The 23,529-nt window shown below is 48.1% G+C and carries 24 protein-coding genes and 1 riboswitch; all 24 genes read left to right on the forward strand.

The genetic code is table 11. The features are described from left to right. Nucleotides 1-186 precede the first annotated feature (186 nt). On the forward strand, nt 187-843 hold the full coding sequence (spoIIR, locus tag MKY73_RS01385; protein WP_339305328.1) for a stage II sporulation protein R: 657 nt from the start codon (nt 187-189) through the stop codon (nt 841-843). A 255-nt stretch (nt 844-1,098) separates the two neighbouring features. Continuing rightward, nucleotides 1,099-2,337 carry an L-threonylcarbamoyladenylate synthase gene (locus MKY73_RS01390; protein WP_339305330.1) on the forward strand — a complete coding sequence of 413 codons (1,239 nt, stop codon included), beginning with the start codon at nt 1,099-1,101 and terminating at the stop codon, nt 2,335-2,337. A 205-nt stretch (nt 2,338-2,542) separates the two neighbouring features. Further along, complete coding sequence (locus MKY73_RS01395; RefSeq protein ID WP_339305332.1) at nt 2,543-3,103, forward strand: manganese efflux pump MntP family protein; 561 nt, start codon at nt 2,543-2,545, stop codon at nt 3,101-3,103. Nucleotides 3,104-3,161: 58 nt separating this feature from the next. After that, entirely contained in the window at nt 3,162-3,734 is a 573-nt protein-coding gene (locus MKY73_RS01400) for a low molecular weight protein arginine phosphatase (RefSeq protein ID WP_339305335.1), read from the forward strand. 96 nt (nt 3,735-3,830) lie between these two features. After that, nucleotides 3,831-3,912: riboswitch (ZMP/ZTP riboswitch) on the forward strand. 141 nt (nt 3,913-4,053) lie between these two features. Further along, nucleotides 4,054-4,647 (forward strand): TIGR01440 family protein, encoded by a 594-nt coding sequence (locus tag MKY73_RS01405; protein ID WP_169479777.1) that lies wholly within the window; start codon nt 4,054-4,056, stop codon nt 4,645-4,647. A gap of 256 nt (nt 4,648-4,903) precedes the next feature. Then, nucleotides 4,904-6,151 (forward strand): serine hydroxymethyltransferase, encoded by a 1,248-nt coding sequence (glyA, locus tag MKY73_RS01410; protein WP_339305337.1) that lies wholly within the window; start codon nt 4,904-4,906, stop codon nt 6,149-6,151. 463 nt (nt 6,152-6,614) lie between these two features. Beyond that, the gene (gene upp, locus MKY73_RS01415; RefSeq protein ID WP_017691929.1) at nt 6,615-7,244 is read left to right on the forward strand and encodes a uracil phosphoribosyltransferase; all 630 of its coding nucleotides are present in this window, start codon (nt 6,615-6,617) and stop codon (nt 7,242-7,244) included. Between the two features lie 50 nt (nt 7,245-7,294). After that, nucleotides 7,295-8,452: a UDP-N-acetylglucosamine 2-epimerase (non-hydrolyzing) gene (gene wecB, locus MKY73_RS01420; protein ID WP_339257685.1), complete on the forward strand. Its 1,158-nt coding sequence runs from the start codon at nt 7,295-7,297 to the stop codon at nt 8,450-8,452. A 186-nt stretch (nt 8,453-8,638) separates the two neighbouring features. Beyond that, entirely contained in the window at nt 8,639-8,893 is a 255-nt protein-coding gene (locus MKY73_RS01425; protein ID WP_024632723.1) for an AtpZ/AtpI family protein, read from the forward strand. Next, nucleotides 8,886-9,263, forward strand: coding sequence for an ATP synthase subunit I (locus MKY73_RS01430; protein WP_062836961.1), 378 nt, complete (start codon nt 8,886-8,888; stop codon nt 9,261-9,263). Before MKY73_RS01425 ends, MKY73_RS01430 begins: the two co-directional genes overlap by 8 nt. A gap of 45 nt (nt 9,264-9,308) precedes the next feature. After that, nucleotides 9,309-10,127, forward strand: coding sequence for a F0F1 ATP synthase subunit A (gene atpB / locus MKY73_RS01435; RefSeq protein WP_339238196.1), 819 nt, complete (start codon nt 9,309-9,311; stop codon nt 10,125-10,127). 78 nt (nt 10,128-10,205) lie between these two features. Further along, nucleotides 10,206-10,430 (forward strand): F0F1 ATP synthase subunit C, encoded by a 225-nt coding sequence (gene atpE, locus MKY73_RS01440; RefSeq protein ID WP_017691934.1) that lies wholly within the window; start codon nt 10,206-10,208, stop codon nt 10,428-10,430. A gap of 113 nt (nt 10,431-10,543) precedes the next feature. Further along, entirely contained in the window at nt 10,544-11,032 is a 489-nt protein-coding gene (gene atpF, locus MKY73_RS01445; RefSeq protein WP_339238194.1) for a F0F1 ATP synthase subunit B, read from the forward strand. After that, nucleotides 11,029-11,577, forward strand: a complete 549-nt coding sequence (locus tag MKY73_RS01450) for a F0F1 ATP synthase subunit delta (RefSeq protein WP_036612565.1) — start codon at nt 11,029-11,031, stop codon at nt 11,575-11,577. The genes atpF and MKY73_RS01450 overlap by 4 nt, the downstream gene beginning before the upstream one ends. 16 nt (nt 11,578-11,593) lie before the next feature. Then, complete coding sequence (gene atpA / locus MKY73_RS01455) at nt 11,594-13,108, forward strand: F0F1 ATP synthase subunit alpha (protein WP_047840700.1); 1,515 nt, start codon at nt 11,594-11,596, stop codon at nt 13,106-13,108. 169 nt (nt 13,109-13,277) lie between these two features. Next, complete coding sequence (gene atpG, locus MKY73_RS01460) at nt 13,278-14,150, forward strand: ATP synthase F1 subunit gamma (RefSeq protein WP_076209796.1); 873 nt, start codon at nt 13,278-13,280, stop codon at nt 14,148-14,150. A 95-nt stretch (nt 14,151-14,245) separates the two neighbouring features. Continuing rightward, nucleotides 14,246-15,649 (forward strand): F0F1 ATP synthase subunit beta, encoded by a 1,404-nt coding sequence (gene atpD, locus MKY73_RS01465; RefSeq protein ID WP_047840699.1) that lies wholly within the window; start codon nt 14,246-14,248, stop codon nt 15,647-15,649. Nucleotides 15,650-15,709: 60 nt separating this feature from the next. Next, the gene (locus MKY73_RS01470; protein WP_062836965.1) at nt 15,710-16,114 is read left to right on the forward strand and encodes a F0F1 ATP synthase subunit epsilon; all 405 of its coding nucleotides are present in this window, start codon (nt 15,710-15,712) and stop codon (nt 16,112-16,114) included. A gap of 608 nt (nt 16,115-16,722) precedes the next feature. Beyond that, the gene (locus tag MKY73_RS01475; RefSeq protein ID WP_124116534.1) at nt 16,723-16,980 is read left to right on the forward strand and encodes a DUF1146 family protein; all 258 of its coding nucleotides are present in this window, start codon (nt 16,723-16,725) and stop codon (nt 16,978-16,980) included. A 522-nt stretch (nt 16,981-17,502) separates the two neighbouring features. Beyond that, nucleotides 17,503-18,849 carry a UDP-N-acetylglucosamine 1-carboxyvinyltransferase gene (gene murA / locus MKY73_RS01480; protein WP_082762960.1) on the forward strand — a complete coding sequence of 449 codons (1,347 nt, stop codon included), beginning with the start codon at nt 17,503-17,505 and terminating at the stop codon, nt 18,847-18,849. 466 nt (nt 18,850-19,315) lie between these two features. Continuing rightward, the gene (gene spoIID, locus MKY73_RS01485) at nt 19,316-20,656 is read left to right on the forward strand and encodes a stage II sporulation protein D (protein WP_339305339.1); all 1,341 of its coding nucleotides are present in this window, start codon (nt 19,316-19,318) and stop codon (nt 20,654-20,656) included. A 434-nt stretch (nt 20,657-21,090) separates the two neighbouring features. After that, entirely contained in the window at nt 21,091-21,831 is a 741-nt protein-coding gene (locus tag MKY73_RS01490; RefSeq protein ID WP_339305341.1) for a M23 family metallopeptidase, read from the forward strand. A gap of 170 nt (nt 21,832-22,001) precedes the next feature. Continuing rightward, the gene (spoIIID, locus tag MKY73_RS01495; protein WP_024632710.1) at nt 22,002-22,289 is read left to right on the forward strand and encodes a sporulation transcriptional regulator SpoIIID; all 288 of its coding nucleotides are present in this window, start codon (nt 22,002-22,004) and stop codon (nt 22,287-22,289) included. Nucleotides 22,290-22,508: 219 nt separating this feature from the next. Next, a complete protein-coding gene (locus MKY73_RS01500; protein WP_253441322.1) occupies nt 22,509-23,507 on the forward strand; it encodes a rod shape-determining protein in 999 nt (332 codons plus the stop codon). Nucleotides 23,508-23,529 lie beyond the last annotated feature (22 nt).

Below are 23,529 nucleotides of genomic sequence, written 5' to 3' on the forward strand. Positions count from 1 at the left end.
GCTGATTTGCCCTGTAACCAGGTGCAGATCAGCCTTTTTAACATGATGGGTGAGAAATTATGAATGAGAGAATCGATTTAGTAGATTTATTGCAAATGCTAGGTTTACTTCCGGTTCTCCCGGGCATACTGATAGACATGAGAGAGTTGCAGGTCGCGTGATCAGAGAGCCGAGGGGGAGAATGGAATGAGCAGACGAATTGTAAAACAAATTGGACTTATTATTGTATGTCTTATGATGATGATCATGATGTGGGAAGGTCAGAAAACGGATGCAGCTGTGGCCGCCACAGCCATTCCTGAACAATCCATTCGCTTGCGTATTCTGGCAAACTCGGATGCACCGGGAGATCAATTGGTGAAACGCGAGATTCGGGATGCTGTCGTTGCTCAGATGGGTGAGTGGGTAGCCGAACTGGAGAATCCGCAAAGTCTGGATGAAGCACGCCATGTCATTCGTGAGCATTTGTCCGAGATTGAAAATAGAGTAGGAGAAGAACTGGCCAGTCGCGGTTTGAAGTATGAGTATCAGGTGGAATTGGGTTCGGTTCCGTTCCCAACCAAGCTATATGGAGGCACCGTGTATCCTGCTGGAGATTATGAAGCGGTTCGGATTACATTAGGCGAAGGCAAAGGTCAGAACTGGTGGTGTGTGTTGTTCCCGCCGCTGTGTTTCATTGATGCAGGGACCGGGGATGCACTGGCGAAACCTTCAACTGTATCGGCCGCAGCTGAACCTGGAGATGCAGAGGCATCTGTGCAGGGAGATACACCGGAGGCGAGATTCTTTCTGTGGGATATGGCTGTAAAACTATGGAGTTGGGTCACTGGATTCTTCGCATAACAACGAATTTATACTATACATAAGGGTGGCTTCAATTCAGGGAGCTGCCCTTTTGATATGAATGGGTAGCGAAAGTACAGTGAGACTCCTGCGTGGAGCGAAGTATGAAGGGCATCCGAGGCGGGACAGGTATGTTATAATTACTTATATTGAACATGGAGTATGAAGCGAAGTGAACAAGGATGTGTATGGAGTTTAAAGTGTATTTCTCACGTGCACAAGTAACCTATTATGATGTTTAGGAATGATGGATATATGAATAGAGAGAATGAACAAGTGCAATCCACCTCAGAAATGGGAAATGACATGGAGGTTCATGACAAGGGAACTCCAGCAGAGATGGTCACAGTCAATTGGGATGTGCGCGTTTTATTAAGCAATGAGAATGATCATGGATTGGGTAATATTGAATTAGCGGATGTGAAAAAGGGGAGCGCCCATCAAAGGGCGCTCGCCGACATGCAGGCTGCCGCAGCCTGTCTTCGTCAAGGTCAGACGGTGGCCTTTCCGACCGAAACGGTCTACGGCCTGGGTGCGGATGCGCGTAGCACGGCAGCCGTGGAGGCTGTATTTGTCGCCAAAGGCCGACCTTCCGACAATCCACTGATTGTGCATATCGCGCACCGTGACCAGTTGGACACTCTGGTCACGGAAGTGAACGAGACAGCGGAAGCGCTGATGGCGGCCTTCTGGCCGGGACCGCTGACGCTGGTGCTGCCGGTTAGGCCGGGAGCGGTGTCCACGCGTGTCACCGCCGGTCTGGATACGGTGGCCGTGCGCATGCCGGACCATCCGGTGGCCTTGCAGTTGATCGCGGCGGCGGCATGCCCTGTGGCTGCGCCAAGCGCCAACCGCTCCGGGCGGCCAAGTCCGACACTCGCGTCTCATGTGCGCGAGGATCTGGATGGCCGCATCGGCGGCATCGTGGACGGCGGCCCCACCGGGGTGGGCGTCGAGTCCACGGTGGTGCAGGTCGGTGACGACGGTATCGTCACCATCCTGCGCCCTGGCGGCATTACGGCGGAACAGCTGTCCGCCGTTGCCGCCCGTGTCGCCACGGACCCCGCGCTACTCGCGGAGGGGGCCGTTGGCGTGGGAAGCCCGGCGCCGCGCTCGCCGGGCATGAAGTACACGCACTACGCACCCGCAGGGGCGCTGTGCGTGGTGGAGGGGCCGCCCGCAGCGGTGGCGGCCTGGACCAGCGCCGCCCTCGCAGAGGCGGCGCAGCGCGGAGAGCGCACCGCCGTGCTGGCGTTCGCCGAGCACGCGGAGCAGTACCGCGCCGATGCCGTGTTCTCGCTGGGTGACGCCAGCGAGCTGGAGGAAGCAGCGCGCCGGCTATACGCCGCGCTGCGCAGCTGCGATGAGCAAGGCGCCACATATATTGTGGCTGAAGCCTGCTCACGCGAAGGGCTGGGAGCAGCCGTCATGAATCGGCTGCTCAAGGCGGCGGGTAACCAACTCATCCAAGTTGGCGACCCACAGCCCTCCTAACCTCTCCTGATCATACAGTCAGGAGACTTACTTAACTTCTTTTCCAAAACAATCAATGCACCACCATATCCACTTGCACGTCAATCTAGCTTTATGCACCCTCGGATATCGAGTAGATTCATCGCCGTTACTTTTCATCGGTCATGTTTAGGTCCTTGTCCGCATATCGTGTACAAGAACCTTTACGTGACTTGGGGGTATGGGGATGTGGGATGTGTCTGCCCATGTAGGGCAGTTGGTAACCATTTTGATCATGGCTGTTGCGCTGGGCCTCGATGCGTTCTCGCTCGGAATCGGAATAGGCATGAAGGGCATCCGGCTGAGGGATGTATTGCGAATCAGTACAGTAACGGCGCTATTTCATATCATCATGCCGCTCATCGGCATGTATATGGGCAAATACGTCAGCTCGCTGCTCGGTGACATTACGACGTATGCAGCAGGTGGATTACTTGTTCTGCTGGGTGGTCATATGATCCTGAATGCATTCCGTGAAGGCGATACCAAGTTGGTGGACCACCGTTCCCTGCTCGGCGTTATACTGTTTTCCCTCAGCGTAAGTGTGGATTCGTTCTCCGTTGGCGTTTCCTTAGGGATGTTTAGCAGTGATCTGATCTTAACCGTACTTGCCTTTGGCGTGTGTGGCGGGGTGATGTCGGTGATGGGTCTGCTATTAGGCCGTCGGGTGAGTCAGAATCTCGGGGATTATGGTGAGGCCATTGGTGGCGCAATCTTGCTTGCGTTTGGACTTTTGTTTATATTTTAAAATAAAACTTGAGATATCCTATCATTCGCATCATATGTAAAATGGGGAGGCTAACACAATGAAACATATTTTATTCGTATGTACAGGAAATACGTGCCGCAGCCCCATGGCAGAGGGGCTTTTGAGAAAACTGGCATCGGAGCGCGGCATTCAGGTGGAGGTTCGTTCCGCAGGTGTGGCAGCAACGTCGGGTATGCCGATCTCTCGTCATGCGGAAGCTGTTTTGAGAGATCATAACGTTGAAGGTCCGCCTCATTCCACACAGCTTAGCTCTAACCTGGTAGGTTGGGCCGATCTGGTTCTTACATTAACACGGAGTCATAAGCAGCATGTCATGCAGGTATTTCCCGACTCCATCCACAAAACCTATACATTGAAAGAGTATGTGGAAGACGACGAGCAGGTATTAAGAGATGTTCAGGAATTGGACAGCCTGTTTGCAACGCTGGAGATGAAACGTGCCCTTGGTCAAGAGATCCTGGCATCGGAGCGTGAGCGAGCCATCGAGATCAGACAACGAATTCCAAGTTTCGACATCTCTGACCCGTTTGGGGGAAGTCGTGATGATTACAATATCGCTGCGGCTGAGATTCGGACGGCATTGGACCGGCTTTTGGATAAGCTGGGATAATTCTGATCCTGCGGGGCAGGTTATAGAAACAGGACATGTGATGTAAATTAACCGTTGATTTTAGACGCGGGTTGTTTTATGATGAAGGGGAAAACAGGGATCCGGTGTAACTGGCGACGAAGTGGGCATAACCACGATGGAGCACCGGAACAAACGGCCGGTCGCCTGGGCAAAAGAGCAATTCTGCGTTACCCGCAGACTGCTCTTTTTTTCGTCTTTCATCTGATTATTCGCTATAATAGTACCTGAGATGCCGTGCAAGAATACGAAGGACAGCCAAGAGACAGCGCGCATGATTTTATCGGGAGGCGATGATAGGATGACTATAGAGTTAGATTCAGAACAACCCGGATTGCAGGAACAGACCGCATCCATTCTGCATGAACTGGCGCTTGCCGGACAGCTTGGGCCTGGACAGATCGTTGTGATCGGTACAAGCACAAGTGAAGTCGCAGGTGCGCGGATTGGTACGAGTGGTGCCATTGAAGTGGCGCAGCAGCTTCTTGCGGGTATACGCGAGGTGCAGGAGGAATTCGGTTTCGACACGGTATTCCAATGTTGTGAGCATCTGAACCGTGCGCTGGTAATGGAACGTTCTGTACTCACTCGTCTTGGATTGACTGAGGTTGGTGCAGTACCCGTGCCCAAGGCCGGAGGTTCAATGGCATCCGCAGCATATCGTTCGCTGACCGATCCATGCCTGGCTGAACATGTGCAGGCCCATGCGGGACTGGACATTGGGGAGACGATGATTGGCATGCATCTCCGGCATGTAGCCGTACCTTTTCGTACAGCGCTCCGCTATGTTGGAGATGCGCGTGTGACTACAGCGTTGACTCGTCCAAAGTTAATTGGCGGCGAACGCGCGGTGTATCGTATGGAAGAACAACCAGATTCAACATTTTGTGACTAACATATAAAGCGAGACTAATTGGGTTACACTCCTGACTTTGATTGCATCACCATCTTCCGATCGCTGTTATCCCCAGATTTTTTAATTCCCTATTTAAAAGGGGAAATTCGGTGATAGCCTATGCTTCCGGAGTAGCTTTCTAAAGAAAGCTTTTAGGCGACCACTTCGTTTCTTCAGATTGGTGTTGCACTCGCCGTTTTCGTGTAAACATTAGTTTCACTTTATAACTTCACTTATAACTGGGAGGAATTTAATCATGGAACAATTGCGCAAGAATGACCCGGCAGTACTGGAAGCGATGAATCTTGAACTGAAACGTCAACAGAACAACATCGAACTGATTGCATCCGAGAACATCGTAAGTGAAGCAGTAATCGAAGCATTGGGATCTGTTCTGACCAACAAGTACGCTGAAGGATATCCAGGCAAACGTTACTATGGCGGTTGTGAGCATGTGGACGTCGTTGAAGACATCGCACGTGATCGTGCCAAAGAATTGTTCGGAGCAGAACACGTGAATGTTCAACCACACTCCGGCGCACAAGCGAACATGGCAGTTTATCTTGCAGCATTGAAACCTGGTGATACTGTACTCGGTATGAACCTTGCCCATGGTGGACACCTCACACACGGTAGCCCGGTGAACGCATCCGGTTTGCTGTACAACTTTGTAGCATACGGCGTACAGGAAGATACATTCCTGATTGATTATGATGAAGTACGCAAAGCGGCTTTCAAACACCGCCCTCGTCTGATCGTTGCAGGTGCAAGTGCATATCCACGTACCATTGATTTTGAAAAGCTGGCTTCCATCGCCAATGATGTAGGCGCTTTGTTCATGGTGGACATGGCTCACATCGCAGGACTGGTTGCTGCTGGTTTGCATCCAAACCCGGTTCCACATGCGCATTTCGTAACAACAACAACACACAAAACGCTGCGTGGACCTCGTGGTGGTATGATTCTGTGCCGCAAAGCGTGGGCAGCAGCGATTGATAAAGCGGTATTCCCAGGTTCCCAAGGTGGCCCTCTGATGCACGTGATTGCTTCCAAAGCGGTAGCATTCGGAGAAGCTTTGCAACCTTCGTTCAAAACATATGCACAGAATGTCGTGAAAAACGCACAGGTTCTGGCTGAAACACTGATCGCTGAAGGATTGAATATCGTATCCGGTGGTACAGATAACCACTTGATGCTGATCGACACACGCAGTGTGAACATCACTGGTAAGGAAGCTGAGCATGTGCTTGATTCCATCGGTATTACCGTGAACAAAAATGCAATTCCATTCGACCCTACAAGCCCGTTTGTAACGAGTGGTATTCGAATTGGTACACCTGCTGCAACTTCCCGTGGCATGAACGAAGAAGCGATGGTTGCCATTGGTAAGATCATTGCCAAAACGTTGAAAAATCCTAAAGATACAGCGAAGCTGGATGAAGCACGTGCAGAAGTAACTGCACTGACAGACCAATTCCCGCTCTATACCGACCTTAAATACTAAAAAACTTTGCTCATGGTGTTTGTATTTGAGTTTCTCTAAAATGGAATACAAAATAACGAAGCAGACAGAATGAGGCCGTAGAAGCGAAGCGCTCGCCTAAAAGCTTTCTGAAAGAAAGCTGCATCGGAAGCATAGGCTATCCCCTGATTTTCTCCTTTTATAGGAGATCACAAAAATCAGGGGATAACAGCGATCGAAGGAGCATTCTGGTGGTGGAGTGCAATTGTATTTAGCATTTTCCTTATCTCAATGACATAACAGCATGAGCAAAACAGGACCGGATGGATCATTTTCCGGTCCTGTTTTTTATAGGATTCGGTATTCTGTAATGATTGGGTGCCCTTTGATGGTGTAATTCGTTGTTGGTGATGATATAATATACAGGATTTATCGAGCCCATGAATGGTGGCTAGGTATATTTGGAAATGCTGAACATGAAGAACTTACCGGAGGGACAAATTAGATGGGAAAATTAGTAATATGTGATCACCCTTTGATTCAACACAAACTGACGTTTATACGCGACATGCGTACGAATACGAAAGATTTTCGTGAATTGGTGGATGAAGTGGCAACGTTGATGGCTTATGAGATTACAAGAGATGTTGAACTGGAAACGATTGATGTACAGACACCTGTAGCTGCAACACAAGGTAAAGTCATCTCTGGACGCATGCTCGGACTGGTGCCGATTCTGCGTGCAGGACTCGGAATGCTAGATGGCGTTGTGAAATTGTTGCCAGCCGCAAAAGTTGGACATGTTGGTCTGTTCCGTGATCCGGAAACACTGCAACCGGTAGAATACTACACCAAACTGCCTACAGACGTGACAGAGCGTCAATTGATCGTAATTGATCCAATGCTTGCAACTGGCGGTTCGGCGATTGCAGCTATTGACGTGCTCAAAAAACGTGGCTGTACCCAAATCAAAATGATGAACCTGGTGGCAGCACCGGAAGGCGTAAAAGCGGTACAGGATGCACATCCCGATGTGGACATCTATGTTGCAGCCTTGGACGACCGTCTGGATGATCATGGTTATATCGTTCCAGGACTTGGAGATGCAGGAGACCGTCTATACGGCACTAAATAAGCATATCTATTGCTTGTAATCGGAACTTATAGAAAAGGGGCTTTGCTCGAATGTCCAAGAAAATTAAAGTCATGACGATCTTCGGGGTGCGTCCGGAAGCCATCAAGATGGCTCCGCTTATTTTGGAATTGCAAAAACACCCTGAGTCTATTGAATCTATTGTTTGCGTAACTGCGCAGCATCGCCAGATGTTGGATCAGGTACTTGAAGTTTTCGACATTCATCCCGATTATGATCTGGATGTAATGAAAGACCGCCAGACATTGAATGAGATTACAATTCGTGTCCTTGGCGGTCTGGAGCCAGTGTTAGCCGAAGCTAAACCGGATATTGTACTGGTTCACGGAGATACTTTGACTACTTTTGTGGCGAGTTACGCAGCATTCCTGCAACAGATTCAGGTAGGACATGTGGAAGCAGGACTTCGGACGTGGAACAAGCTGTCTCCATATCCCGAAGAGATGAACCGTCAGCTGACGGGCGTACTGGCTGATCTACACTTTGCGCCTACAGACTGGTCTTCTTCCAATCTTGCCAAAGAAAATAAATCAGAGTCTAGTACGTACGTCACAGGCAACACGGTAACAGATGTGTTTCAATATACAGTACGGGAGGACTACACACACCCGGTACTTGATTGGGCCCAAGGCAAACGCCTTGTGCTGATGACAGCTCATCGCCGTGAATCTCAAGGCGAGCCTCACCGCAACATTTTCCAGGCCGTCAAACGGATTGCCGACGAATTTGAAGATATTGCCATCGTGTACCCGGTGCATCCAAGTCCTGCTGTGAAGGAGCCGGCTCACGCGATTTTGGGGAATCATCCCCGTATTCAATTAATTGATCCACTAGACGTGGTGGATTTGCATAACTTTTACCCGCATACTCACTTGATTTTGACCGATTCAGGCGGTTTGCAGGAAGAAGCACCTTCGTTTGGTGTGCCTGTGCTCGTATTGCGCGATACGACAGAGCGCCCGGAAGGTATTGAAGCTGGAACGCTGGAACTGGTAGGTACCGAAGAGGAACGTGTGTATGAACGGACCAAAGCTCTGCTTACAGACAAAAACCTGTATGCAAGCATGAGCCAGGCTGCCAATCCATACGGTGATGGACATGCTTCGGAAAGAATTGTCAATGCGATTCTGCACCATTTTGGTGTAAATAGTGAGCGTCCGGAATCATTTCACAGAAAATTCAAAAAATAATACAATTTTTCTGATGGATTTATAAAGGGCATAGCATACAGTTAAACTGTACGGTTTACGCGGGTTTATGGGCTTTGAGGGTCTGTATTCCCGTCGTTTTCCCCTTTAAAACGCTAAAATCATTCAATTGACAAAGGCTCTCATCATTCAGTAAAATTAACTGGGATTGCAAGGGTGGCGTGGAAAATGGCCGATTCGAACAAACCAAATTCATCCCGTAACCATGACGATAATGTATGGAAAGCGATGGGGCTCGTGACAGCTTTTGGGATCGAGATTGCCATTCTCGCTGTTGCCGGATATTACGCTGGCTCCTGGTTGGACAAGACCATTGGAGGTAACGGAATATGGATCGCCGTAAGCGTTCTCTTTTTTCTTGCGGCAGGCGGTGTAAGCATCTACTTTATCGCGAAAAAATTCATGGGGGAAAGTGATGAGTGAACTAACCAGATACCGCAGATCGATGACTGTTTTCATCATGTACTTTCTTATGATTTGTTTTCTCGCAGCGGCCTTTATGCCACGTGTGGAGACAATTGCTTTGGGACTAGCCCTGGGTACAGGAATTAGCTGGATCAATGCATTTTACTTGGGCTACAAAGTAAGGAAAATGTCTGATGATGCGGCAGAAGGTAACTTGAAGCGTGTGAACCTGGGATTTTTGACAAGAGCGGCACTCGCTGTGCTCGGTATATTCATATCGATGCGCTTTCCGCAGTACTTCAATACATATGCGGTTGCAGGCGGTCTCGTCATTGCACAATTTTCCTTACTGATTATAGGGATTGTCCATTCCCGCAGAGCAGAATGAAGTTAAGGGCTGCAGCTTTCAAGTCGAGAAAGGGGTGAGAAAAATATGCATGAAGCTCCAATTATTATGCTTGGCGGATTTCGACTGGATCTATCGGTTGTGTTGATGCTGGTCGTTACAGGTGCCCTTGTTTTTATTTTTGCTGTACTGGCCACACGAAGATTATCCGTTGAAAACCCCGGCAAGCTGCAAAATTTTATGGAGTGGGCAGTAGAATTCGTCCGCAATCTGATTTCCAGTACAATGGATATGAAGAAAGGTAAACATTTTATCTCTCTCGCTCTTTCCATGATTATGTTCATTTTTGTAGGAAACATGCTCGGACTTCCGTTCCAAGCGGTAACTGCAGTGGACAGCGCAGAACATGCGCAAGTGTTCGGTAAACCGATTGTTACAGCGGTGGAAGCGTTTGAAGAAGCGCATGCCAAGGATCCTGAAGCACACCCACACGTTGAACTGGCTTGGTGGAAATCACCGACAGCCGACTTGTCTGTAACAATGGGACTCGCTCTCGTAGCGTTCCTTGTATCTCATGGACTGGGATTGTTCCGCAACACCAAAGGATATCTCCAGCATTACCTTAAGCCATTCGCCTTGTTCTTGCCAATCAACTTGATTGAGACGGCATCCAAGCTGTTGACACACGGTATGCGTCTATTCGCGAATATCTTCGCGGGTGAGGTACTGATCGCAACGATCCTGAAACTGACCACATTCAAAGTGTTTGGTGCTATCGCAGCAATTCCGCTATTAATGGTGTGGCAAGGCTTCAGTATCTTTATCGGCGCGATCCAGGCATTTGTGTTTGTTATCTTGATGATGGTGTACATTTCACAGAGCATCGAGACGCACGACGAGCATTAAGTTTCAAGCCCTACGAAGAATTCTTCACCAGGCTGAACAATAAAAAATTCGATTTATCATTTTAAGGAGGATATACAAATGGGAGCAATGGCATTAATCGCAGCAGCAATTGTTGCAGGACTGGGCGCGTTTGGCGCAGGTATTGGTAACGGTATGGTAATCAGCAAAACGGTGGAAGGTATTGCCCGTCAACCGGAAGCAAAATCCACTCTTCAAACAACAATGTTTATCGGTGTAGGTTTGATCGAGGTATTGCCGATCATCGGTGTGGTACTCGCGTTCATGTTCTACGGTATGGCTTAATTAAATTTTAAAGGTTTGGCGGGGAAGGCCATAGCCATCCGCGCCTTCTTTTTAGGTAATGTCCGTTCTAACGGATGACGTTTCAAGGATACCTCCAGGAAGGAGTGAACAGATTGAGTTTCATATGGGAAAATACGCTTCTTGCGATTGTTGCATTTGCAATTTTATACTGGCTGCTTAGCCGTTATGCCTTCGGGCCTTTGTTCTCCATTATGGAAAAACGTCGTGAACTCGTGATGACGCAGATGAATGAGGCTGCACAGACTCGGGAACAGGCCATTGCCTATGTGGAGGAACAAAAACAAGCTCTTGAGCAAGCACGTAAAGATGCTTACGACATCATTGAACAGTCCAAACAAACGGGTGGCAAACAAGCTGAATCGATTTTGGCTGATGCGAAAGCTGAAGCTAATCGTCTGAAAGACGATGCAGTACGCGAAATCGAGAGCGAGAAGAACAAAGCAGTCGCAGCACTTCGCAGCGAACTGGGTACAGCTTCCGTTCAGATTGCATCCAAGTTGATCAAAAAAGAAGTTGAGAACGGTCCTGCACAAGAAGAGCTTGTGAACCAATACCTCAATGAGGTAGGAGGCCGACAATGAGCCGCGATACGATTGTTGCCAAGCGTTATGCGAAAGCATTGTTCGAAGTTGCTCTTCAGCAACAGCAGGTGCTTGAGGTTGAACAGGAATTGGTTGCAGTAGTCAGTGCATTGACCGGAGATGCAGATATCGAGAAATTTATCGTATCCCCTAATATCTCTGATGAGGCCAAGCAGAACGTGATTCACTCAAGTCTTGATGGCAAGGTATCCGATTCAGTCCTTCGTACAGTCTTGTTGTTGATTGAACGCGGACGCGTTGAATTGCTGGGAGACTTACTGAATGATTATCGGAAGATCCAAGGTGAGTCGCTGGGCATCGCTGATGCACGTGTCTACTCGACTTATGCTTTGAATGATGAAGAAAAAGAAGCGGTAGCCCGTGAATTCGGTGGCCGTGTGAATAAAAAGATTCGTATCGAGAATATTGTTGATCCGACTCTGCTGGGCGGATTGAAAGTCGCCATTGGCGATACGATCTATGACGGCAGCTTGGCTGGCAAGCTCGAACGTCTTGAGCAGTCTTTTAACAGACGAGTACAGTAGATTGGGGTGAGGACACTTGAGTATCAAACCAGAAGAAATCAGTACATTAATTAAGAGCCAAATCGAACAATACAAGACCGATATCGATGTAGTCGAAGTCGGAACGGTAATCGAGGTTGGTGATGGTATCGCTCGTGTTTACGGACTTGAGAACGTCATGTCCAACGAGTTGGTTGAATTCCCAAGCGGTGTTATGGGACTCGCCATGAACGTGGAAGAAAGCAATGTCGGTGTCGTTATCCTGGGACCTTACTACGATATTCGTGAAGGTGACCAAGTGAAACGTACGGGCCAAATCATGCAAGTGCCTGTAGGCGAAGCATTGATTGGACGCGTTGTGAACCCGCTCGGTATTCCAGTGGATGGCAAAGGGCCAATCGCTACAACGGAATTCCGTCCGGTTGAAGGTAAAGCACCAGGCGTAATGGATCGTAAATCGGTTCATGAGCCGATGCAAACAGGGATCAAAGCCATTGATGCCATGGTTCCAATCGGCCGTGGACAACGTGAGTTGATCATCGGTGACCGTCAAACAGGTAAAACATCCATCGCAATTGATGCGATCCTGAACCAAAAAGGTAGCGGCATGAAGTGTATCTATGTGGCTATTGGTCAGAAACAGTCTACGGTTGCTCAAGTTGTGGAAACCCTTCGTCGTAAAGGCGCAATGGAGTACACGATTGTTGTAACTGCAGCAGCTTCCGATCCATCACCACTCTTGTACATCGCACCGTATTCCGGTTGTTCGATGGGTGAGTACTTCATGTACAAAGGCGAGCACGTTCTGGTCATCTATGATGACTTGACCAAACAAGCCTCTGCATACCGTGAGCTTTCCTTGTTGCTTCGTCGTCCACCGGGCCGTGAGGCTTATCCGGGTGACGTCTTCTATCTGCACTCCCGTTTGCTGGAGCGTGCTGCGAAGCTGAATGATGAACTTGGTGGTGGTTCTTTAACCGCACTGCCGTTCATTGAAACACAAGCTTCCGACGTATCTGCATACATCCCAACGAACGTAATCTCCATCACGGACGGACAAATCTTCCTGGAAGCTGACTTGTTCAATGCTGGACAACGCCCGGCGATCAACGTAGGTATTTCCGTATCCCGTGTCGGTGGTTCTGCTCAGATCAAAGCGATGAAAAAGGTTGCAGGTTCCCTGCGTCTCGACCTCGCTCAATATCGTGAGCTTCAAGCGTTCTCCCAGTTCGGTTCCGATCTGGATAAAGCGACTCAGGCCCGCCTGAATCGTGGTGCGCGCATGATGGAAATCCTGAAGCAAGGTGTTAACCAGCCTCTGCCTGTAGAACAACAGGTTGTCAGCTTGTACACTGCGGTTAAAGGATTCCTGGATGAGATTCCAACAGGTGATGTTACTCGTTTCGAGCGTGAGTTCCTTGCGTTCATGGAGAGCAGCCATCCGGAGATTCTTGCATCCATCCGTGATACTAAAGAATTGACTGCAGACAACGAAAATGCACTGAAAGGTGCAATCGAGAAGTTCAGAAAGAGCTTTGCTGTCTCTGTCTAAATAAATGATTGCAGGTGCGGAGTTGTCTAACCGATTCCGCATGTCTGCATGTAATACGTTGACTCTGTCAAAACAGGGTTGTGCTTACGATGTAGTTTTGACTTTGTCAAAACTAGTGAATGCTTACGAAGTAACTTTGGCTCTGCCAAAGTTTTGAGGTGGTGAAATCATGGCAAAAGGCATGCGCGAAATTAAGCGGCAAATTAAAAGCGTACAAAGCACCAAGCAGATCACCAAAGCAATGGAGATGGTAGCTGCTGCAAAACTGCGTAAAGCGCAGGAAAAAGCGGAAGCAGCCCGTCCTTATTCGGAGAAACTGAAAGAAGTTGTAGCGAGTATTGCATCTAGCACGCAAGGCATACAGCATCCGATGCTAGAGAGCCGTCCGGTCAAAAAGACAGCTTATCTGATCATTACATCGGACCGTGGTCTTGCGGGTGGATACAATGCGAACGTTTTGCGTCAGGTTAATCAGACGCTCAAAGAGCGCCACAACTCCCAGGATGACTACGAATTGTTCGTCATTGGACGTAAGGGACGCGACTACTTCAGACGTCGTGAAATGGCGATGGCATCCACAACAACGGATCTGTCGGATTCGCCTTCATTTGCAGATATCAAATCCATCGCACACGAAGCTGTTCATGGGTTTGAACTGGCTGAATTTGATGAATTGTACATTTGTTATAACCGCTTTGTGAATGCGTTGACCCAGATTCCTACGGTAGAAAAACTTCTTCCAATGGAAACACCTGAGGTAACTGCTGCGGAAGGACCAACGGCAAGCTACGAATACGAGCCGTCTGCTGAAGCTGTACTTGAAGTTTTGCTTCCGCGTTATGCGGAAACGCTGATCTATGGTGCACTTCTGAACGGTAAGGCGAGTGAGCTGGGTGCGAAAATGACGGCAATGGGTAATGCAACCAAAAATGCATCCAAACTCATTAATGACTTGTCATTGACATACAACCGTGCCCGCCAAGCGGCGATTACGCAGGAGATTACGGAAATTGTGGCAGGTGCCAACGCAGCACAAGGCTAACCGTTTTTTTATTAATGAAGGCTTGCAGAGCAAAGATAAACGAACGGTACATTATTTTTGCAAAAGTAGCAGGCTTGTAGGAGGGGAACGTTAAGATGAACAAAGGACGCGTTGTGAGCATCATGGGTCCGGTTGTTGACGTCGAGTTTGATCGCGGCGGTCTGCCGGAAATCCTCAATGCCATTACGATCACTACAGTAAGTGAGAGCGGCGTTAGTGTAAACCTTACACTCGAAGCTTCGAAACATCTGGGTGACAACCGAGTACGTTGTATTGCGATGTCCTCCACGGATGGACTTGTTCGTGGTATGGAAGCTTTAGATACAGGAGCACCAATCTCTGTACCTGTCGGTGAAGCAACACTGGGTCGTGTATTTAACGTACTCGGCGAAGCAATTGATACTGGCGGTGCCGTAGCTGCTGAGCACAAGAACCCGATTCACCGTTCAGCACCTGCATTTGATGAACTGACTACCCAAGCAGAGATGCTGGAGACAGGAATCAAAGTTATCGACTTGCTTGCTCCTTACGCTAAAGGTGGTAAGATCGGTCTCTTCGGCGGTGCCGGTGTAGGTAAGACGGTAACCATTCAGGAATTGATCAACAACATCGCACAAGAACACGGTGGTATCTCCGTATTCGCGGGTGTTGGTGAGCGTACACGTGAAGGTAATGACTTGTATCACGAGATGAGTGATTCCGGCGTTATCAACAAAACAGCAATGGTCTTCGGACAAATGAACGAGCCTCCAGGCGCACGTCTTCGTGTAGCCCTCACAGGTCTGACCATGGCGGAATACTTCCGTGATGAAGAAGGCCGTGACGTGTTGCTCTTTATCGATAATATCTTCCGTTTCACCCAGGCGGGTTCAGAAGTATCTGCCTTGCTTGGACGTATGCCTTCCGCAGTAGGTTACCAACCTACGCTGGCAACAGAAATGGGTCAACTGCAAGAACGTATCACATCAACGAAAAAAGGTTCTGTAACATCCATCCAGGCCATCTACGTGCCTGCGGATGACTACACTGACCCGGCTCCTGCAACGACGTTTGCTCACTTGGATGCAACGACGAATCTGGAGCGTAAAATTTCCGAGATGGGTATCTACCCTGCGGTAGATCCACTGGCTTCCAGCTCCCGGATCTTGTCCCCTGAAGTTGTAGGTGAAGAACACTACAGCGTAGCTCAAGGCGTTAAACGTATCTTGGCGCGTTACAATGAATTGCAAGATATCATTGCGATCTTGGGTATGGATGAGTTGAGTGAGGAAGACAGAGCGCTTGTATACCGTGCTCGTAAAATCCAACGTTTCTTGTCCCAGCCTTTCCACGTTGCTGAAGCATTTAACGGTATTCCGGGTAAATACGTTCCGGTTAAAGAAACGGTGCGCAGCTTTAAAGAGATTCTCGAAGGTAAGTATGATGATCTTCCGGAAGCAGCTTTCCTCTTTGTTGGTACAATTGAAGAGGCAGTGGAGAAAGCCAAAACACTGGTTTAGTCTGAATCCAGGATTGTCCTTATGTGGGCTATCCTTCGGATAGTTTCAGGAGGGATGGAATTGAGCACCTTTTTGTTGGAGATTGTAACACCTGAGCGTCTGGTGTATTCAGAACAAGTGGATAGCATCACGGCTCGTGGTATTGAAGGGGAACTGGGCATTCTGCCTGGTCATATTCCTATGGTTACACCTTTGCAGATTGCACCAATCTATATTCGTAACGGAAAAGAAAATAAACAAGTTGCTATCGGTGGCGGGTTTATCGAAGTACGTAAAGATAAGGTTGTTGTACTCGCAGAGAGTGCTGAATTCCCGGAAAACATTGATGTGGACCGTGCGCGTGCGGCGAAAGAGCGGGCAGAACGTCGGCTTGCAAGCCAAAGCAATCAGGATCACTTTGATCACCGTCGTGCAGAGATTGCGCTGCAAAAAGCGGTTAACCGGATTAACGTTTTTGGCAAATAAACGATTCTTGGAAGCCCGGCGGCTTAGTCTGCCGGGCTTTTTTGAGTTTGTCTGATAGAATTGTTTTATCGAATATATCAAAATCGCTGACCACAATATCTCATCATATCCCTTCAGTAAACAGAAGTATTTTAAGCAAAATATTCACCGATGATGAGGAATTGCATAGAATATAGGACTAAAGTAGTGGGTGTATTTACCACGAAGAGAACCATTTTTTTCATGAGAAAATTAAAATTATTTCCGAGGAAATGACAGAATCGATATCGAAATAGCGCTCTTTTATGTCGTTTTAGTCACAAAATCCCGGCAATTTAAAATTAAAATATTTGAGAAGTGGAAATCAATGTAATTGACAATGTATGATGAAAGAGCCTATATTCCATAGAGTCAGCAGAAGCAGGAAGCTGCGTAGTAGATTCCATAGTCTTGCACAGCCGGATTGTTGCTGCTCGTTCTTTGGGTATCAGGAGATTCCTGCCTGGCAGGAGTAAATCTGACAGTGCGCTCAGTATGTTGTGCTCAAGACATTCCAGTATACTAACAAGTTATGGGTGCCGGGCATATGATATGCTGATCGCTGCAACAAATGTGGAGGTAAAGAATATATGGATACTGATCTGACGAATCAGGTGAATCAGGCGTTAAGCACCAATGGCTTGGTCTCAATCATCGTCTCCCTTTTATGTATTGCGTTGTCTTGGTGGGCTTTGCAGAATCTCAAACTGGATTTAATCATCAGACAACCACGAGGTGCTCAGGGAAGACTGCTACATTTGTTGCTCGCCATCATTCTGGGGCATGCCGTTGCTGGCTTTGTCATTGACTACTTGTCATGGACTCAAATGTTGCGTAATTTGTTTTAATGTTGAGATGGTTGGTTAATCATCTGTTAGGCCCTTGAAGGAGCTCATTGTCGAATAACATCGATTAATTGTGTTAACAATTAGAGTATGAGTTGTCGGTAAAGAAATTAAGAAAAAAATGTGACGTAAAATTGGATGAATTTGAGATGTTTTATGTAAAAATGCTTGTATCGTACAATTCAACAATGTTATGATGGAAGTTAGGGAATTCACAATTGTTCACTTATTTTGTAGTTATAAACGGGGTATCCGGTTCATGCCGGCTAATAACCATCCCACTCTGTCTGTTCTGATGCTCTGCTGGCTTGTAAGACACTCATTTTACATGCTGAATAGCAAGAAGCACGGCACATGGTATCATTGATATGGATTATAAAAACCAATTCTTTTCTGAACAGACATCTGTGGCAATATGCCAGAATATGTCGAAATTCCACACACAGCAACAGTCCTTTCTACACACAGTGGGGCTTACGTATTCCGGAATGAAGAAAAGGGAATAAAAGCGCGGAGGGAACCATGATGAGCAAATTTATCGTCCGCGGTGGCAAAAGGTTGACCGGAAGTGTCAAAGTTAGCGGCGCTAAAAATTCTGTTCTTCCGATCATCGCTGCCTCTCTCTTAGGGGAAGAAGGACAAAGCGTTATTATTGACGCACCTCCTCTAGACGATGTGATGACGATTAACAAGGTGTTGGAATCGCTGGGAGCGGGAGTTACATACCGGGACGAAGTGATTACCGTAAATGCGGAGAAGCTTACTTCCTGTGAAGCCCCGTACGAATGGGTAAGTAAAATGCGGGCGTCTTTCCTGGTCATGGGACCTCTGTTGACTCGAATGGGTCATACAAGAATCTCACTTCCTGGTGGATGTGCCATCGGTACACGGCCTATTGATCAGCATTTGAAAGGTTTTGAAGCCATGGGCGCAGAGATCAGCTTGGGCCAGGGTTATATCGAAGCTCGTAGCCAAGGACGGTTACGTGGCGCGAAAATTTATCTGGATGTGGCTTCCGTAGGTGCCACTCAAAATATTATGATGGCTGCAACATTGGCCGAAGGCGTAACTGTTCTGGAGAATGCTGCCAAAGAACCTGAGATTGTGGATCTTGCCAACTTCCTGAATGGAATGGGTGCCATTGTACGTGGTGCTGGTACTGGAGTGATCCGCATTGAAGGTGTGGAGAAACTCACAGGCGTTACACACACAGTCATTCCGGATCGGGTAGAAGCGGGTACGTATATGGCTGCTGCTGCAATTTCTGGTGGTGACGTGTACATTGAAGGTGCAATCTCTGATCATTTAGGCTCCGTTATCGCGAAGCTTGAAGAGATGGGTGTAACCATCCAACCGGATGAGAATGGCGTGCGTGTAATCGCAGATCGCCCTCTTAAGGCTGTAGATGTGAAAACATTACCATACCCAGGATTCCCAACAGATATGCAATCCCAGATGATGGCACTCTTGCTCGCATCTGAAGGAACAAGTGTTGTGACAGAGACTGTTTTTGAAAACCGATTCATGCATGTGGATGAGTTCCAATTGATGAATGCGGAGATCAAAGTTGAAGGACGTTCGTCCATCATCACAGGTAATGCCAAACTGAAGGGTGCCAAAGTAACGGCTACCGATTTGCGTGCGGGTGCCGCACTCATTATTGCAGGTCTTGTTGCTGAAGGTACAACGGAAGTTGGCGGTGTTCATCACATCGACCGTGGTTATGTACATCTGGCTGAGAAGCTTAACGGACTTGGCGCTGACATCTATCGGATCTCGGTTGATGAGCCTAAGTTGGAAGCAACCAAAGCTCCTAGTGAAAAAGTGGAGAAAGAAGTACCGATGTTTAAGGTGCAACCAACTTTGGCTTAACACTGGGTTTAGTAAAAATATGGTCCCTCTATGATGAACGACACGCTTGTGTGTTTTATGAATGTGATGGAACTGTATATTGTAAAAAAATGATAAAGCTAAGCCATCTGGCTTGGCTTTTTTTGTGTTTACTTTTAACAAGATGATGAGGAATTTGATACCTGATTCTATTAATAGCTGGTCCTAATTTATATAATGTACATCGTATTCTGTTCCAAGTCTGAACAAAATGAAAGAGCGTCTATTTTAAGAATTTGGTTTAAGGATAAACGCCTATTTATGGCGACAGATCAGCATTTGTAAGAGATACGCGGCAAAATAAAGCAGGTGAGTGAATGGAAGGAAAAGGGCCTCGTTTCTCTTAAATCAGGTTCTATCAGATCGAGCTAGGTCATAACCTAAACTATGGATTTGATCAACACGACCGGCACATGACCGGCCATAGACAACGGAGGGTTATCGTCGAATGAAAGAAGCTCGTGTACAGGTAAAGGTACCGCTTGTCCCCCGTCCAGGTGTGCAAGAGCCGGAGGAGAATGCCGTTTCTGGAGTGGAGAAAGACAAGCCTGCTCCATTAAATCTGAGGACTGTTCCATCACAGCCTGCAAGATTATCAACTCCAGAACGGGTGTCGACAGATGAACTGAACCGGCAGGCAACCGAGCAAATTCATATACCTGTCATTGAGCTGGACCAATTTCGCCGTGTGAAGCGTCGCCGAATGTGGACATTCGCGCGAAAACCCCGATGGGGACGCAACGCTACACGATGGCAACCTGCTGCCGCTGTATCTGCCTTATTGGCAATGGCTTTGCTGATTCCGGTCATTCTGGTATGGCCACGGACAACCGAATCACCCAAGCCGATCCCTGCTCCAACAGATGCCAGCAGTACAAAAACTCCAGCTCCTGTGCCAGCAGTTCCTGTTACCTATCCAGAACCCCAGGTACGCGTATACCTGTCTGCAACGGGCACAACGATGAATCTGCCGCTGGAAGACTATGTTACGGGGGTTGTGGCTGCTGAGATGCCGGCGGCATTCAGGCTGGAGGCGTTAAAGGCACAGGCGATAGCGGCTCGCACGTTTATCGTGCGAAGACTTGCTGCAAGTGATACAAGCGGTGTTCCATCGGGTGCGGCGGATGTGACGGATACGGTCAGCCATCAGGTGTTTATTCCGCCAGATCAGGTAAAAGCAGATTGGACTCGCCTAGGGAAGGCGAAGGAATGGGAGAAGCTGCAACAGGCTGTGCGCGAAAGTCGAGATACGGTGATGACATATCAGGGCAAGGCGATCACCGCATCCTTTTTTTCCACAAGTAATGGGTATACCGAGAATGCGGAGGATGTGTGGGGTAACGCTGTACCGTATCTGCAAAGTGTGGACAGTCCATGGGACAAAACCCTTGCCCCAGGCTACAAACAGACCGTTACCATGAAGCGTAACGAGATTCTGCAGAAACTGAACTTGGATGCGATTCCGGTTACCACCCAGAAGAGTGGGTCGTGGATGGAGGTATTGTCTACAACCAAAGGACATCGGATTAAGGAAATGCAAATCGCAGGTGAAACATTCAGCGGCCCAGAGGTTCGCAAGCTGCTCGGATTAAGATCCAGCCAGTTCAGTTGGAAGACCACAGGTGATGAGGTCCAGATTACAACGTATGGATACGGGCATGGTGTTGGCATGAGCCAATGGGGAGCAAATGGCATGGCGCAGGAGGGACACACGGCCACCCAGATTCTCAAGCACTACTATACTGGCATCTCATTCGGACAGGCATCCAAGATGCTTGCATCGAAGTAGGAGAACCCAGGCGCTTTAAACTATATTATCCAGCCACATCCTATATCATTTCGCTCTCACCGATAAATGCACTTTATAGAAGGATCGGCCTCTACAGCCAATCCAGACCAGTCTACCAACACCCATTCCGGAGGTTTTAAGACTTGGCTATATATGCGGAGAGTGCTAGCGTATGCAGAGCGCAGGGGGCAGAAAAGACCTGTAGAAGCAAAGCGTCCGCCTTTACTACCGGATTTCACCTTTGAAGAAGGTGATAGAAGAAATCTGGTAGTAACCAGCGGTCGAAAGGTTTTCTGGCCCCGAAGCGGTGCACGAACTAACACTTATGTCCAATATATATATATAGCACTCTCTGAAACCTCCGTGAAAATAATTAGAGTCGCGCGTGTATAAAAGAGTTGCACCCGGTAACACTTGTTACTGAGGTGATCAAGATGAATGAACAAAACAAAAAAACAGTCCAAGAAGAAACTCCTAAAACAACTCAAGGAGTACCGGCTAGCCAGCCCTCTTCATGGAAAAGAGCAATGTCCAAACGCTGGGTCTTCCCGGCAGCCTACATCGCAGCAGCAGGCATTATACTAACCTTAGTGTGGGTCTATCAGGGAACAGGCGACAAAGCTATGAACCCGGACACTGCTAGCGGGGTAGTAGAAACAGGTGCATCGGCGGGTACAGAAGGAACAGCAGCAGGCGGAGAAGAAGAAAGTGTGGAAGTTGTTGCCAAGTCGGAGAATTTTGTATGGCCGGTAGCGGTACCGTCCGAAATTTCGGTAGTAAAACCTTTCTATGATAGCGAAGCTTCAACCGAGGAACATGAAGCGGCAATGGTGCAGTACAATGATACATTCATCCCGAACACGGGTGTGGATCTGGCACGTGGGGATAACAAAACGTTTGAAGTCAAAGCAGCGCTTGCCGGTAAAGTTACCCGCGTTGAGCAAAATCCGCTCACAGGTCAGGTTGTGGAAATCACACACAGTGATAACCTGAAAACGGTATACCAAAGCTTGGCAGACGTCAAAGTGAAACAGGACGACGAAGTGAAACAGGGAGATGCGATTGCATCTGCTGGTGTCAATGAATTGGGTAAAACGCTTGGCAACCACCTTCACTTTGAAGTGTACGAAGATGGACAGCCGGTTAACCCGCAAGGATATCTTCCGGAAAAATAAATGATTTTTACCGCAGCAACATGATGGGCAGAGGGTTCAACCTCTGCTCTTTTTGTGCTTTTCAGAAAATAATGGGACCTTCGAAGCTTGTCACACCTCTAAACCGCGAATATATAGGCATGCTCCTCATATAATGTACCAAACTATCCACACAGTAGGGAGGCGGGAGCGTGCACGATTACATCAAGGAACGGACCATCAAAATTGGTCGCTGCATTGTTGAGACGAGGAATACGGTCCGTACCATAGCCAAAGAATTCGGCGTGTCAAAGAGTACTGTGCATAAGGATCTGACGGAGCGTCTGCCGGAAATCAACCCTGATCTTGCAGATCAGGTAAAACACATTTTGGAGTATCACAAGTCCATCCGCCATTTGCGGGGCGGGGAAGCGACCAAAATTAAATACAAAAAAACGAGTGGCAAGAAACGCGAGGTGTTGGCTTCCGCCAAATCGTAGGCATCTTCTTTAAGACGTAGGTCAAAAAGCTCACACATGCATTGAATCCCTCCCCTGAAGTATGATATGTTAAAAGCTGGTACAGGATCGAATTATGACATCTTATCAGCCCGATTTTTACATATATATGTTGCACTTTGTCGAACGAGCGGTGACGTGATAAGGGACTCTTTTTCACAGGATACGCTGACCAAATAATATCACTTTGGGGGCTCTTTTATGTTTAGCAAGGATATCGGTATTGATCTTGGCACGGCCAACGTGCTTATTCACGTGAAAGGAAGTGGGGTTGTCCTCGATGAACCTTCCGTCGTGACCATTGAAAGAGATACGAAGCGTGTCCTTGCTGTTGGGGAAGAAGCGCGTCGTATGGTGGGGCGTACTCCAGGTAACATTGTTGCCATTAGACCGCTGCGTGACGGCGTTATTGCGGACTTCGAGATTACGGAAGCGATGCTCAGACATTTCATTAATCGTGTGGGTGCAAGAAGCTGGTACAGCCACCCTCGAATTCTGATCTGTGCACCAACGAACATTACTTCTGTGGAACAGAAGGCCATCCGCGAGGCGGCAGAACGCAGCGGTGCCAAAGAAGTGTTTCTGGAAGAAGAGCCGAAAGCGGCAGCGATCGGTGCGGGAATGGATATTTTTCAGCCGAGCGGCAATATGGTCGTGGATATCGGCGGCGGTACGACTGACGTTGCAGTCCTGTCTATGGGCGACGTGGTCACCGCCTCTTCTATTAAGGTCGCAGGGGACAAGTTCGACGAAGCTATTATCAAGTTTATCAAAGCCAAATACAAGCTTATGATCGGTGAACGGACCGCGGAAGATATCAAAATTGCGATTGGTTCCGTACATCCGGGTGGACGTCAAACGGAGATGGATATTCGCGGACGCGATATGGTATCCGGTCTGCCTGTTACCGTAACGGTATCGGGAAATGAAGTACAGGAAGCACTCTGGGATTCTGTGCAATCCATCATCGTGGCAGCAAAGTCGGTATTGGAACGTACACCGCCTGAATTGTCAGCGGACATTATCGATCGTGGTGTTGTATTGACAGGTGGAGGTGCATTGCTGAACGGACTGGACGAGCTTTTATCCAATGAATTGCATGTACCGGTATGGGTTGCGGAAGATCCAATGCACTGTGTCGTGAAGGGGACAGGCATTATGCTTAATAATTTGGATCAGGTGGTTAAGAAAAAGTTCTAATCTGCCGATATAAAAAGCAAAG

The organism is Paenibacillus sp. FSL R5-0519 (assembly GCF_037974275.1).
Classification (GTDB): Bacteria; Bacillota; Bacilli; order Paenibacillales; family Paenibacillaceae; genus Paenibacillus.